We start from the raw sequence: 13,663 nt of genomic DNA, 5'->3' as shown, positions 1-13,663 counted from the left end.
TCCCCCCAATATTCGACGCCACTAGCATCGCATCTGCGTTTGACGCGAGCCGACGAATAGAAAAGGACATGCAAACAAAGAGGCGCGCAGGCGCTCTCCGTCGCCGGAGCGACCATCTCCACGCGACTCTACTGACGATGTCGACTTTCTAATTCCCCGGAGGAATGGATAGACCAAATCCTCTATGCCCCACGTCCTATAAAAAGGAACGTAAAAATAATTCGATCAACTCTCGAACGCAGAGTATTTGTTTTCGGTTAGTGCAGTCTATTTATCGAAATTCGCAAAACCTGGAACTGATCGGCGAGAAAAACTCCCTCGAATATTCTTGCGAATACCCACTCATATTCTAATATCATGAAGGCTTCAAGTATAAATTGCGCACACGGCGTACACACACGCCTCGATCAAACCTCCCGCTCACGACGGTGTTTAACCAGTTCAAATCTGGGGTTCGACGACAGCGCAATTCTCATTGCCGGTCCGCGTGTACGCGGTACCGAACGTGCGCCCTATCCAGGCAAAGAACGCCGAGGACGCCGCAAGCTTCATCTGAGCCTCCAGTATGTCCGCTTCCGTGCCATTCGCCGGCTTCTTTTGCTCCCTTTTCTCATAGTCGGCCAAGCCATGCTCGACTCCGAGATTCGCCCAGGCGAGCGTGTCTTCACTGGGGGGCGACAAGGGCCAGTCGGTGGTCTTCAGCCGGTCCTCCTTGCCTTCGTTGATAAGCTTGATCTTCGTGTCATGGTATTTTTTCGGCAACTGACGCAGTTTAAGGTCGCCCGTTTTGCTCGCCTCGTATCTCATAAACGCGTAGTGCTCGGCCGCCACCAAAGTCAGAGGGTTCGCCTTATACTTAACTACAGTGCGGCATGCTTGGAGTTTCCCGAAGGCCGAATCCGCCCCATCCAATTCTGCGTAGCTTGGCAGGACCGCTTTCAACGCTTGAAGGTCGTTCACTTCGCCAGAAAGCCGATCATAGGCGGAGAGAATCCAGGCCGCCGTCTTTCGGTTTTCGGCATCGCTAAACTGTGCTGCGCCGGACTGAGTAAAGCCAATCCCGAAAAACAATAAAGTTGGAACCATCAAAGCTTTCAATGTACTCTCCATCATACATTGGACGTCAGCGCTAGCTTAGAAATAGTAACACCTGCACGGGGTATGTTTCCGGACGGACCGAGCGTCGTCTGCCCGTGCGGCCGGCCAATACTCGTTCAGGTCCATTTGGTACAACTTCTGAAGAAAAAATATCGTTCCCCGTAACGTTCGCTACAGATGCATCATCTCTGCTCGGCGATATTAGAGCAGTTTTTATCAGTTGCAACTAAAACTCGATCTTCACCCGGCCGCAACCAGGATTACCGTGGCGGTCGCCGACGCCAGTTCGTCGACCGTCTAGATCCCAGGAAAGCACGTGGGTCTCAAACGGCGATACCGCTCGCTTGGCGAAATGCGGGCCGCTACCCACCATGCGCGTGGCTCTCGCCGGATGCGGCGCGCTTTCCTGTCCTACACCACTCCGGATGCCTGGACCTTCACGCTCAATACCTAAAGCATCCATGACTAAAAGCACGACGCGTGGAGCGTGCCGATGAACTTCACCGCCGCCAAGCTCAGCAAGTTTGGCGAGCAGCCGGTGAGCCTGCAGCTTGGCGCGCGCTCTTGGTCGACCGCACCCGACAATGGCCCCGAGGCTTCGCGCCGCGATCGCTTTCCTGCTTTCGAAATAGGTGCTCAGCGCCAGAAGCGTTATCGTCGCCGAACGCGGACTGCGCAAAGTCGGTCGCAAGGCGATCGATCTGCCCTACTTCCACCTACGGATGCCGTCCATTTCGATCGAATTCTCAATGATTTCGCAGCCAGCAGCCTGGTTGAGCCACTCATATGGAAAAGGGCCACCAATCGATTTCATGCCCTGCGGCAATGAACGCCTTGAACGGATCTGAACATGCGGCCCGTTAGCCAGCTAAATCTACGGTGCTGAAAATACGAGATAAAGTCCTTGATCAATCGACAGTGAGAAGTCGATGGCTCAAAACAGGTCTGGAAGTGCTGTCACCCTCTTGAATACCGAGTACAAAGGCTCTTCCAAGCCTTCGCAGGCGCGCCAGATCAGCTTTGCAACCTGCAAATTCTCAAAATCCATCGCTACTTCATCGCGTAAAGGTGCAGTTGCGTCGCAAACGTGCTGGAGAAGCGTCCAGCCTTCCGCCTGCTGCAACAGGTCCATCGCTTCAGGCACAAACCGCGAATAGTCAGGAACCGAGCCAGCGGAACACATCTGCGCCAGGGCGACGAGTTTATTGGCCCTCAATTCATCACGTCGAGCCGCGCCTTGCCGAAACTCTTCGGAGAACATCGAGTTTACAATTCCACTGAATACCGTTGCAAAGGCTTCAGCGGCGGAAAACGCATTGGATGCTTCAGGCAAACCCGTGTACCGGCGAAGCGTGTCGCGCAAGTCTTGCACACGGTCTCGTGCAGGCGGATGCGTCGTAAAGCTCACGCTCGCGGACGTCACCGTTTCTTCGTAAAGCTCCCATTCACGGTGCAAAAGAAGGGAAAATTCCCAGCCTGCATATTGCATCGAGAGCTGATGACCGTCTCGAGGGCCCGGCCGCTTTCCAATTGCGAGGAACAGCGCAAGTCGATCAGCCGACAATTCCTCTCGCCAGTCCGCGGAAAGTCCGTCCAAGCCGACTTGTAGCTCTTTGAGAAAAGCGTCAGAACCTGGCGGCATATCAGCCAGAAGCCCGTGAGCGAACTCGTGGCAGATCAAAAAGATCTCCGCTTCCATGGCCAGCATTCCGGCCACGACTGCCTGATGCTCATCAATCTCAAAATCTTGAAACACGGTGGAGCTCCGTGTCGCCGAGTACCAAAAGAACGCTCGGTTCATCCGTAGAACCGACTCGTCGTACGGGACAGTAACGTCGGGCCCGTGTTGACCTGGCACTTGCCCATCCGAGAATGGTGCTGACCGCGCCGCAAGAAGCCTTGTGATCTTGTACAGAAAGGTGGGCATGCTAATGCTGACGTTGACCCGATAGGGGACGCTCGACAGGTCAATTGATGCGAGGTCTGAACCTTCCGGCGATACTTCAAGGCGGAAAAACCTGTCGATCGACCTCCCGAAGCATTGATGGGTTCGCCGAAGGGCCTCCTTCCACGCCCGCGTGACCATGCCACGGGCGAGCTTGTCCGGGTCGAGCTTTCGTTTGCTATTGCGCGCATGCTCAACCCTTGTTGCAACCCACGAGAGCGTGTCCGTTTCCTGTCGTCTCTTAATTCGCCCTGCTGAAGCTCGGGTCACTTGTCGACCGCCTTACGCTTCAGTTTGACCTTGATCCCGGCATGGCCACCTACTTCAAAACTTCCAATCAATGAGACTTTGCCTTTCGCATCGATCGAAAGGCTTAGCTCGATTTCATCCACCTGAAACGGTTGCGTTTCCGGCGGCGGGGCCAGCAATCGGTTCCCGAACTTGTTGATCAGCTCGATCATATTCTCTTCGACCTGGCCACTGTCGAGTGAGACATGGGCGGTTTGCGCTACTGCGCTCCTACCTGGTAGAGCACGGCGCACTCTCTCCTCGGCGGTAAGAGGAGTGTTGACCGTTACGATGACGTCGATATTGCCAGACATTTCCATTTCCTTGAGTAGTTGGGTAGCTGATGGTCCCCTACATCGCCGTCAGCAATCCGCTGTCATTGATATTTTCCTGGGTGCCCTCTGGCCTCATCGAGGATCGCATCCATTTTGATAACAACCTGCATGTCTTCCGGCATGCCCATGCGAACCAGCTCCAGCCTGGACTTCTCATCCATCATCCGGAGGCCATTAGAGGCAAGGTCTCCATCTAGGACCTTCGAAGTTTCCGACGTCGCTCGCACAAAGGTCTCGATACCATTTTTGGTGATCCACCGTGGTGACGCACACTCCATCCCGATGCGCCCCAGCATATCTTCGGAGATCCACATACCGCCACCGTCGTTGCCGAACTTGATGCTCAGCGGGTGGCTCGCCTCTTCGGTATCGAAACGACCTTCGAAACCAAGTTCTGCGACAATTTCCTCGAGAGTGATCATGTCCACGACAATCATGATCACGATCTCTCCACGTACAAATGCCCATAAGTGATCCGAATTCGCGATAGACAAGACTGGTGGCAAATAGGGCATCCAATTGCGCCGGCCGAAGGGATCGTTCCACACAAAGACCCATGGTGCTCTCGCGTTACCAAAAGTTGCTACTGCCTCGGGTAAACTCTTATCGGACCTGAGCGCATAGTATTGTAGGCCGCTTTCGGGGTTTGCGGCCCCAAAGCCAGCTGCCAACGATGAGCTGATGCATTCATTCAGCTGTTGGATGTACGCGACCTCGAGGTCCGTTAGAGCTTCCCGACGCAGATCCGGGTTGCCCCAAAGCCTGGTCGATCCGTCTGTCTCGAAGAAGTTATGCAGGATATCGAGGCTGTCCTTCTGCCTCCGCGCGCGCTCGTTTCGCGAAGGCGTGGCTTTGACCTCCATGAGGAAAGGATCACTGGCGCCCATAAGGCAAACATCGCCGTGGCGGATCGTATTTGTGAGATCAGTTAGAATTGCTGGCACATTGTGATCAAGAGCAGTGAACAAGAGACGTAACTCGTGCTCGAGGCCATCCTTGTCACTGAGGAAACCTGCGTCAGATTTCGGGCTTTTTTTCCCAGTCTGATAATAGGTATGTTTTAAGGCGAACTTGTCGAGGTAAACGAAGGCAATTGCATCGCCGAAAGATCGCCAGACATAAGCGCAATATCTATAGCTCTCGATCTTTTTTCGCAGATAGGTTTGGCGTTTGTCATCGACTGAAGACCCCTTCAGTTCGGCTTTAAGTTTGCGTACACCGCGCTCAGTTCGGACGATCTCGTGCGCGAGAAGCACCTGCAATTCTCTTAGCGATTTAAGATCGTCCTGATCCATCCTCAGGTTTGTCAAGAGCTTATGGGCAAGGAAAAAAGACCTCTTGCGATATCCGATCATTTAAGACTCCAAGCTCGGCCGGAAGCGATACGCCGCTAGTGGAGATGAAATACGCAGCGTTGTCTCAAGGATCATCAATTCGCTCGAACCCTCCACCGCAGAACTCATCGCTCAACGAAAGCGACGTATACAAGGCACACTGCCAGCTGTTGCGGTTCCGACGCCAGCGGCTACGGGCTTCGCGCTCCATCTCATCCTGCAAACCTTCCGGCCCGTCTGCATCGAACGTCTCCTGAAAGGATAATTTTTTGTCCACCAACTCGACCGCGGCATTGTCGCTGTAAAGCTGTCCAAGGTTAAGCTTCCTGAAATGGCGACGTGCCCTCGTAACGACCTCGAGGTCGACACCTTCCGGGTGCTGTACCGAATAGGTGACCGTGACGCCTTCCCCAATATTGAGCGAAGCCTGGATGAGAGAATGCTGGCTCCAATCGTCGAAATAGGGATGGAAGAGCCGCTGATTGGCATGCTGCGCCCGATAGGTCCCCTTCTCGTGATTGCAATCGAAGCAGCAAGGAACGAGGTTTGCGGGAAACACGGACAGCTCAGGATAATCGTCCTTCGACAGGTAATGATCGAGCGTCTTGACGTCACGCTGTGCACAAAGAGGGCAACGACCGTATCGAGCCGATCCCTTTAAGCGGAGGTAAGTCGGTCGTTCTCCTCCCTTGACCAGCACGCGACCGTATACGCCGCTGAGCTCGGCGGCTTCGATATCAACAGGGTCGTCCGGAGCGAAGGCGTGAAGCGAATTTTGCTGAGCATGCTCGATATAGAGCGCGGCCCGCTCCTCGACCCAAGCGCGTTGGGCAAGTAACGCCGCTCTCTTTACGACCGATTTGGTGCGAGTGGCGCAGGCGGAGAATACGACGCCAGCATCGTCCTCAGGCAATGCGATGCTCAGCATTAGCGGCCCGTCCGAAGCATTGTTCTAGCCAACGCCCTGCCTTCTGCGCCCACCTTGTTACCGAACCGATCAAGGACTTCATCGATGTTTTCAGCATCGTTGACGATTCTGGCGATCAGATTGTGGTGACCACTTTCCGTGACTTGCACACGGAATATTTCCCGTGTGAGGGCTCCAAGGTTTTCTGCAAAGGTTTCGATTTCCGGCCGCTCGATCTGTATCTCACCTCCCGGCCGAAATATTAGGGATACGCAATCGGCCGGAACCTCCTGTGCAACAACCGGCGAGTGGGTCGCTAAAATAGCAACGCCGTTTCGTTTGATTAGCAGGTCCGAAAGAGCGCGGACAAATGCCATCACGAGCGGCGGGTGAAGATGGGCCTCTGGTTCATCAATAAGAACAAGGGTTCGCTCGCTGACGACCTCGGCTAACTGTGTGAGGGTCAACAAAACAATTTTGTGCCCGGAACTAGCAGTGTCGAAGAGCTCTCCCGCACGATCTTCAACCTCTTCGGCCGGGAGATTTGCAAGGTCGGACAACTGTAGGGCTGCAAAAAGCGGGTCTGCCTCCAGCGTACGCATCGCTGCCTGCCACCGCGGTCTGCTTGCGCTCCTCAGGCAGCGCAAAGTGCTTCCAACGAAATCTTTCTGCAGGTCCGCTTCATTTTTGTTGGCAATTGCTTGTTCCTCACCACGGCCAACGCGCTTCTTGAGGCCGACGTAAGTGTATTCGATACCGCTTTTCGTTCCGGCCTTTAGGCTTCGCAGGCGACCGGCAGCCGATCGCTGGGGAGGTTCGAACTTGTCGAAGGCGCTGAACGCCACAGTCACAAGGTTCGCGAACTGGTCCTTTGGTGCCGTCTCGTCCTCATCTTTAAAACGAAGCCGGCCGAGACGCTTGTCGCGGCCATTGCGCAAAAGCGCGCTGATCGAGGTGAGAAGACGCGTTTTGCCAACGCCGTTACGGCCGATCACAACATGAATGTTGGATGGCGGAAGGCTGTGGGGAGTGACAGAAAAGCTCATCTTTTCCGTTGAGCCTGGAAACAGGTAGGTGAAATTGAAGGGGGTCAATTCCGGATTATGGTGAACTATGGAATCAAGCTTTGCAAAGCGCTTCTCGCCCACGCTCCTCATCAAGGACGTTCCATAGGCTTGCTCGTCGTCAACCGCCGCACGAATCACGGCGCTCCACACGACATCACGAAGATTGTTCAGGATGGCGAACCGAGCTTCTTCCTCTAACGCCAGCAGGTTCTCGTAATATTCTTGTCCCTGGCCAAGTGAGGCATAGTCTGGATCGAGTGTCTCAAACGCCTCATCCATCGGGGTATAGCCGCCGGTCATGCCAGCCTGCATAATTTTCACTTCACCCAGATCGAAGCGCTCACCCTCTTCATCAAAGTAGATGAGTGAGCATTTGGTCTTAAAGCCGTAATCGTCCCAATTGTCTCGAAGCAGGAACACCTCATCCTGGCCGCTGATGGTTTCGTACTTCTTTGCGCGCTCAGAATAAGGGATAACTGTAAAACGCATTAGAATTCACCGGCTTCCTAAGGATCATTATTGCCCATAGATTGCAGCTTCTGGTGGTGCTTGACAAGATCGCTGAACTACTGAGCACTAGCATTTTCCTTCAACGCGCCCCGGTTCTAGTAGCATCAATGAATTTAAGGAGGGAGAAGTCTCATCCAAGGCCGGCTTCTGCGATGAAGGGTGTCGGTCTGTTTCTCCAGTGGGACTGGTCGGATGCGACTAGTAGGATGCGCTTAGCCCGGGTCAGGCCAACATAGAACAATCGCCGAGATTCGTCATACGCCTCCTGCGTGGACGTCGAGAAATGCGGGATACTGCCATTATTCATATTGATCAGGGCAACACCATCAAATTCACGTCCCTTCGAATTGTGCAGCGTAATTAGCTTGAGTGCCTGCTCTGGATTGGCGAAAAGACCCATGTCCGAAATGAGCAGATTCGGCAGATCGACATTGCTGGCCTGCATGTCAGACAACATTTCTTCGGCCGAATCGATCAGCGTTTGTTTGGCACTGCCCGGCAACAGTTCCTCATTTTCGAGGTAGTGACCTGCCTCGTGGGCCATAGCGCGCAGCCAAGCGACGCCGCCGGGATGCTCGTCAGCAAGTCCACGAGCGAGATAGATCAGGCCGAGCGCCACACGGCGCCCCTGATAGCTGAACATGTCGTAGCGCGACTCTCCGGTGAGGTCACCGATGAGCCGAAACAGAGCCCGCTCGACGCCCGGGAGCCCAAGGTAGTTACCAGCCTCGGCGCATGCTCCGAGTTGCTCGGCGAGCCCGGCAAGCAGTCGCCGACGTCGATAGGGCCGTGCGCCCGGACCGAATACCGGCACGTCTAATTCTCGGAGGGCGCGGGCGACTGGGATGAGATGCGTCCACCATGGTGCGAGAATTGCTGCCTTGCCGAGCGGGATGCCGGCATCCTGCAGGGCGGGCAGAAAATAGTCGGTGATGGCATCAATCGGCCGGCTAACATGAACGTAGTTCACTTGCGCCGGGATTTGGGCAGCATCGCCCGCCGACTGCATCCCCGGCACGGTCGGGATTAGTGTTGATGCAGTGCCGACAATCGCTGGCCCGCATCGGAAGTTACCGGTCAAGGATATGTCACGGTGCGCGTCGATCTGATCTCCAAACTGATCGGCGAGCTCGGGACGCGCACCTGCAAAGCTCATAATCGACTGATTCTGGTCACCGACGAGAAAGAAGCGCGTGTGGAGGAAATCCCGGAGTGCTCCGAAGATGGCGATCTGGATGTCCGTGGTGTCCTGAAATTCGTCGATGAGCAGCCAAGCAAAGCGGCTCGCGATGCCGCGTCCGACGAACGGGTGTTGTTCGAGAATCTTCCATGAATAATAGAGGATCATCGCGAAATCGAGGTATCCGTGGGCGCGGACCCGCTCCCAATAGAGCGCGGCAGATTCGTCAGTGACAATGCCTGTCTCGATCCCTTGGCCGCAGGGTCCGCCGTTCACGTCGATGCGAAGAGATTCATAATCCTCGAACACCTGCCCGACGGGCATGCGACCGAAAGCGTCCTCGACCGACGTTACGATCTGCTCAAAATGACTATTCTCCCGGGAGAGCACCTGAAACGACGCCGGCACCTCGGGTAACAGCCAGCTATAGGGACGAAGAATGAACTGCAGGCAAAAAGCGTGGATCGTGGAGATTTCACAGCGGTCTGCGATCGCGTTATTGCCGTAGGTGCGCAATCTGGTCTCGATTTCGTCGACTGCAGCATTGGTGTAGGTGATACAGCCGATGAACTGTGGCGTACCGAAACCTTGATCGGCCAGCGTCAGCAGCTTGGCGAGAATGACCCGCGTCTTGCCGCTTCCTGGGCACGCAGTGAGAAGCAGACTGCCGTCATATTCGACGGCCTCGCGCTGTTCCGATGTCAGCCGGATCATTCGGTGAGCCACTCATACGCCTCCTCGATATACGTCGGCAGGTCGGTAGCGAGGTGAGCGTAGCGCGCAGCGATCTGCGCAAAACGCGCCTTACCAAAGCGTTTGGCGGTATTGAGCGTGATACGGCCAAGCTCAATGCGTAGCGCTGTCTCGTCGGCGGGGCTCAGTCCCCCGAGCGCAAGCGTTGCGAACCCTTGCTCCATCTGCGCAAGGATCTGCGGCGCGCCGATAGCGCGGACGGTCTCGATCAGCATTGGCAGGCGTCCGAGCGATACCAACTCGCGTTCGAAGGTGGTGGCGCCCTCAAAAGTGGATACAAAGTCGTTTTCTAGTGCCACTAAATCGGGCGCGTGGGTTTCCGGATCGAAGTCCTCGGCGTCGGACGGCTTTATGTCAGCATCGGCCACGATGGCGCATTTCTTCTCGAGCGATCCGGCGCGGAACAGTTTGGCATAGACGTCAAAGTGGACGCCATGAATCGCAATAACTGAGATGCCGAGCCGCTCAAGCTTCACGCCGTACACTTGCTCGATCATCGCCGGGATCAGGAACATCTCGGCTGGACCTTCGACCAGCATGACCTTGCGCGCGTAGAGCAAGGCGCTCTTGGTTGCGTCGAGGTAGCGTTCGAGATCGGCAATTTCTGGCGCGGTCAGCGCGGCATTGAGCGCGAGATTGCCGGCAGCGATGGTCGCGTCCTCGCGCTTGGTGAGAGATACAATACTGCTCAGTGGAACCTGAGAGGTCACCTGGGTGCTGTGACTGGTCAGGATGGTCTGCACGTTGATCGCGCGTAGTGCCGCGATCAATGAGAACTGCAATTGAGGATGAAGATGCGCTTCTGGCTCCTCGATCAGTATCAATTGGCCGGCCGAGCGGTTGAGCGCGATCCGCCGCTGCAGGTATTCCATCAGGATCGCGATATAGAGAATGTTGTTCATCCCAAGACCATTGCGGCCAGGTTCGAACGATGTGAGTGAAAGGTCCGATAGAATGATTTTCAGGTTGCGTATGATCGCGCGGAAGGTCGCAGCGGAGAGGCCGAGAGTGGCGTCCATCTCGAACGCGGGGCCAGAGACATCCTTGAACCGTGCGTCAATTGCCCCTGCTATTTCGGCAATAGTCGCCGAGTTCGCGATCGCCTGATTGGCCTCGTCGAGGATTGCAATTAGGGCATCCTGCTCGGCCGCGTCAATCTCAAACGCCTCGATCAGACGGATGAGTGGCGACTGGCGGGGATTACGCAGGTCGCTCTCGACATCGCGGAGCGCAGGCAGATGAACAAGAAGGTAAGATTGCAGATCTGCAAAGCGCACGGACTCGCCGATACCATCGTCATCCCAGGCAATGTCCGTGAGGTCGATCGCCGGGTCACCACCACCGCGGATTTCCCACTGATAGTCCTCAAGTGTCAGTGTCCCGGGTACGATGTCGCCACTTAGAAGCTGCTCCCGGACAGCTGGGCGCGGACGGAAGCGGTAGAATATACGCGCGCGGTCTGCAGCCGTCTTCCAGGTACTAACCAGCGCCTCTTCGTTGACCCGTCCCTCGAATCCAGCCAGTTCGATTCCTATCAGAACCTGGCTGGGCTGGGCGATATCGATCGCGGAGTGGATGTCCTCGCGCATCAGCGCCCGGAAACTCGACGGCAGCATGTTGTCTAGACAAATCTGGATTGCGCGAAGGATCGCAGTCTTCCCAGTATTGTTTTCTCCGATGATACAGCACAGATCATCCGCGACATTCACGTCGAGTGACGCGAATGTGCGAAAATTCTGGATCACTATTCGAGCTACTCGCATCATCCCCCCGGCTGTCGCGCGACCAAACACTGCGATTCATGGTTGCATTAAGTGGATGGCCAAAACAAGTGTGTGATCAATCTCGCGCTGCCACAGAATGGTGCAGGAATCTTCCGACTAACCACTCAAAAGCGTCTTTCGACCACAGTTCGAAGAGCGAAGCCATCGACGCAGTGTCGATAAACGGAGGTAAACCCAAGCGCTTACATCCGAACTCTAAAGCCCCGCCGTTCCCGCACTGTCCAACAACCGTCGAATAAACCGGAGGCAATCAAAGCAATCGCATCCTGACCAAACCCTAACTGCAAATATTCTCGACGGTTTTGCCCTGTTTCACTATACATGCCGATTGAGGGACTCGTTTCGCAGATCGGACAGAGGTGGGACATTCATTGCGGAGTGGCAGCTTCAAGGGACTGAGCAAAAGGCAGACCGAGGTCTTGAGGTTGGCCCATCAGGGCCTAAAGGCGCGAGAGATTGGCCAGAAACTGCAGATCAACACCATCACCGTTAACTACCATCTCAGCCAGGCTCGCAAAAAACTGAACGTGAAATCAAGTCGTGTGGCAGCCAAGCTATTGTTTGACTTCGAGGAGAGCCAAGAGCGGGCATCCGAGGGTCGTGCCGAGCCGCTGAATAAATACCTGTTCCTACGAATCGATGAGCTTGAGTTATCAGTGCGCACGGCAACTGCTATCCTTTCGACAGATCGGGTCTTTGTAGGCGATCTGGTGCAGATGACCGAGTACCAGGTGTTACGCTTGCCGAATTTCGGTCGTAAGTCGCTCGTTGAGCTTAAGGAAGTGTTGGCCCATTTCGCGCTTCGCTTGGGAATGGATTTACCCGACTGGCCTCCCTACAACATAGAGCAATTGGCGGAAAAGGTATCGATTGCCGAAAAGGTACGCGGCATTCCTCAAGTTAAGCTGGGGACCACCTTCAGGCCGGGCCGAGAGACGCTAGAGATCGACTTCGAGGGCGACGAAAGCGACGAAACAGCCGCATCACATCCAATAACGCAGCAGCTGCATCAAGAATCTCGGCGCAAGTTAGAAGCATTTGCCGAATCGGCAAGATCACTTGATAATCAATACGGTTGGTCGGGTATTACCGCTGCAAATAGACGGTTCATTGCTCTTCTGGATCGCCCCACCGACGGTATTCCATCGGTTATTGGGCAAGTCTACAGCGCGGCCCTTGAGCTTGGCTCCTTTTTGGAACTGGACAATCAGATACGTTCAGGTGAACTCAGCTTCGCTGAAAGTTTGAGGCCTGAGGTTCGCCGACCCCTAGAGGATTTGGTTAAAACAGTCGCGCCCTGGGTAAGGAGATTTCCCAGCGCTCGTGAAATCGATAACGAAACCGGCGAATTTCTATCACAGATCACCCTTGTAACTCATGCACAGGACGCCACCGATTTTGCAGTGCGCAATGAGCTGATCGCGCAAGACATCGCCGAAGCTGTTAGGGGGTTGTTAGAATCTAGCAGCCGGAAAGGGCCCGTGAGTTACAAGGCATCCACTCGCGGTGTGCTGTCCGTCCGCAATATGGTCATCGCCGCAGCGACCGCTGCGACCACGGTGTGGTTAGGTGCCGTAGGATCCGAATTGGCACCACGATCTGTTGTTGCGCAACGGGCAGCCGAGTTTCTTTCGTCCGCAGAGGCGCCGATTGTCCAGCTTTTCAAGGACCTACCTTCTGATATTCAACTAGCGATCAGCATGCTTATCAATCAAATGAACCAGGAACCTTTCACACTACCATCGACTCCACCCGATGGCCGACGTTCAAACATTAGCAGAAAGAGCAAGCCATCTAGCTGAACTCAGCATTAGCGGGCGTGGCAATCTAAACAAATGGAAGTGAGGGGCTGACCCGCTTTGCCATAATAACCGTCAAGCACTTTCCTAGACCGCTTCGATGCATAGGCACGAACCTGTGACAAAGAAATATCAACTACGCGATCTATAGACTTGTAGCAAATGAGCAAAACTCATCAATCTGCTCATAAGTGAGCAATTTGAATGGGATAGACAGAGATAATGCGATGGTGGAAGCTGCATCGAGAGAACGGGACTGATGGTCGGCAAGCTGACTGAGTGTCAATCTCGGGCGATCACGAGATTTTCCCCTTCGCGGTTTGTCAGGATCCGCACTGGCTCGGCCTCAAGATGGACGATAGCATCGGCACCTAGAGCTGCAAAAACGTTACTGCTGATTGCCTGCAAACCATCAGCACCGTCAACGATTACATGGCCATCCATCACGACCAGTTGGCTTGTGGAAGCTTTTGCCGTCTGAAAGCCTGCAACCAAGAGCCGCTGGTTCTCGTCCAAGTTTTGCAAGCGAAGTAGATCGCGGACATGCACTGACTCGCGCGCTCTACAGATGAGCGATCCGGCAGTCAGGTGCTGAAACGCTATCATCTTCGCCGCTGACCGGAGAAAGGTGGATTTTCCGACTCCTGAATGCCAACGAATGCA

The 13,663-nt window shown here is 54.9% G+C and carries 10 protein-coding genes and 1 pseudogene; 2 read left to right on the top strand and 9 right to left on the bottom strand.

The window, feature by feature from the left end:
• Positions 1 to 441: 441 nt before the first annotated feature.
• Positions 442 to 1,098, bottom strand: a complete 657-nt coding sequence (locus FHX10_RS12705) for a hypothetical protein (protein WP_184389417.1) — start codon at positions 1,096 to 1,098, stop codon at positions 442 to 444.
• A 403-nt stretch (positions 1,099 to 1,501) separates the two neighbouring features.
• Between FHX10_RS12705 and FHX10_RS35680 the strand changes: the two are divergent.
• Positions 1,502 to 1,693: pseudogene (locus FHX10_RS35680) on the top strand (transporter); the annotation flags it as partial.
• A 339-nt stretch (positions 1,694 to 2,032) separates the two neighbouring features.
• Here the strand turns inward: FHX10_RS35680 and FHX10_RS12690 are convergent.
• From FHX10_RS12690 to FHX10_RS12660, 7 genes are all read right to left on the bottom strand, one after another.
• Positions 2,033 to 2,854 carry a hypothetical protein gene (locus FHX10_RS12690; RefSeq protein WP_184389410.1) on the bottom strand — a complete coding sequence of 274 codons (822 nt, stop codon included), beginning with the start codon at positions 2,852 to 2,854 and terminating at the stop codon, positions 2,033 to 2,035.
• Between the two features lie 455 nt (positions 2,855 to 3,309).
• The gene (locus FHX10_RS12685; RefSeq protein WP_184389408.1) at positions 3,310 to 3,645 is read right to left on the bottom strand and encodes a hypothetical protein; all 336 of its coding nucleotides are present in this window, start codon (positions 3,643 to 3,645) and stop codon (positions 3,310 to 3,312) included.
• Between the two features lie 62 nt (positions 3,646 to 3,707).
• Positions 3,708 to 5,021: a hypothetical protein gene (locus FHX10_RS12680; protein WP_184389406.1), complete on the bottom strand. Its 1,314-nt coding sequence runs from the start codon at positions 5,019 to 5,021 to the stop codon at positions 3,708 to 3,710.
• 64 nt (positions 5,022 to 5,085) lie between these two features.
• Positions 5,086 to 5,928: an HNH endonuclease gene (locus FHX10_RS12675; RefSeq protein ID WP_184389404.1), complete on the bottom strand. Its 843-nt coding sequence runs from the start codon at positions 5,926 to 5,928 to the stop codon at positions 5,086 to 5,088.
• Positions 5,928 to 7,463 (bottom strand): ATP-dependent nuclease, encoded by a 1,536-nt coding sequence (locus FHX10_RS12670; protein WP_184389402.1) that lies wholly within the window; start codon positions 7,461 to 7,463, stop codon positions 5,928 to 5,930. The genes FHX10_RS12675 and FHX10_RS12670 overlap by 1 nt, the downstream gene beginning before the upstream one ends.
• Positions 7,464 to 7,614: 151 nt before the next feature.
• Entirely contained in the window at positions 7,615 to 9,390 is a 1,776-nt protein-coding gene (locus FHX10_RS12665; RefSeq protein ID WP_312862843.1) for an ATP-dependent helicase, read from the bottom strand.
• Positions 9,375 to 11,180 carry an ATP-dependent endonuclease gene (locus FHX10_RS12660; RefSeq protein ID WP_184389398.1) on the bottom strand — a complete coding sequence of 602 codons (1,806 nt, stop codon included), beginning with the start codon at positions 11,178 to 11,180 and terminating at the stop codon, positions 9,375 to 9,377. Before FHX10_RS12660 ends, FHX10_RS12665 begins: the two co-directional genes overlap by 16 nt.
• A gap of 380 nt (positions 11,181 to 11,560) precedes the next feature.
• Between FHX10_RS12660 and FHX10_RS12655 the strand changes: the two genes are divergently transcribed.
• On the top strand, positions 11,561 to 13,003 hold the full coding sequence (locus FHX10_RS12655; protein ID WP_312862842.1) for a DNA-directed RNA polymerase subunit alpha C-terminal domain-containing protein: 1,443 nt from the start codon (positions 11,561 to 11,563) through the stop codon (positions 13,001 to 13,003).
• A gap of 279 nt (positions 13,004 to 13,282) precedes the next feature.
• Here FHX10_RS12655 and FHX10_RS12650 read toward each other — a convergent pair whose 3' ends face one another.
• Entirely contained in the window at positions 13,283 to 13,660 is a 378-nt protein-coding gene (locus tag FHX10_RS12650; protein ID WP_312862850.1) for an AAA family ATPase, read from the bottom strand.
• Positions 13,661 to 13,663: the final 3 nt, after the last annotated feature.

Origin of the sequence: Rhizobium sp. BK591 (genome assembly GCF_014195045.1) — a bacterium.
GTDB classification, from domain to species: Bacteria; Pseudomonadota; Alphaproteobacteria; order Rhizobiales; family Rhizobiaceae; genus Rhizobium; species Rhizobium anhuiense.
Note: the sequence above shows the minus strand (reverse complement) of the source record. Positions and strands in the feature narration are given on the sequence as shown.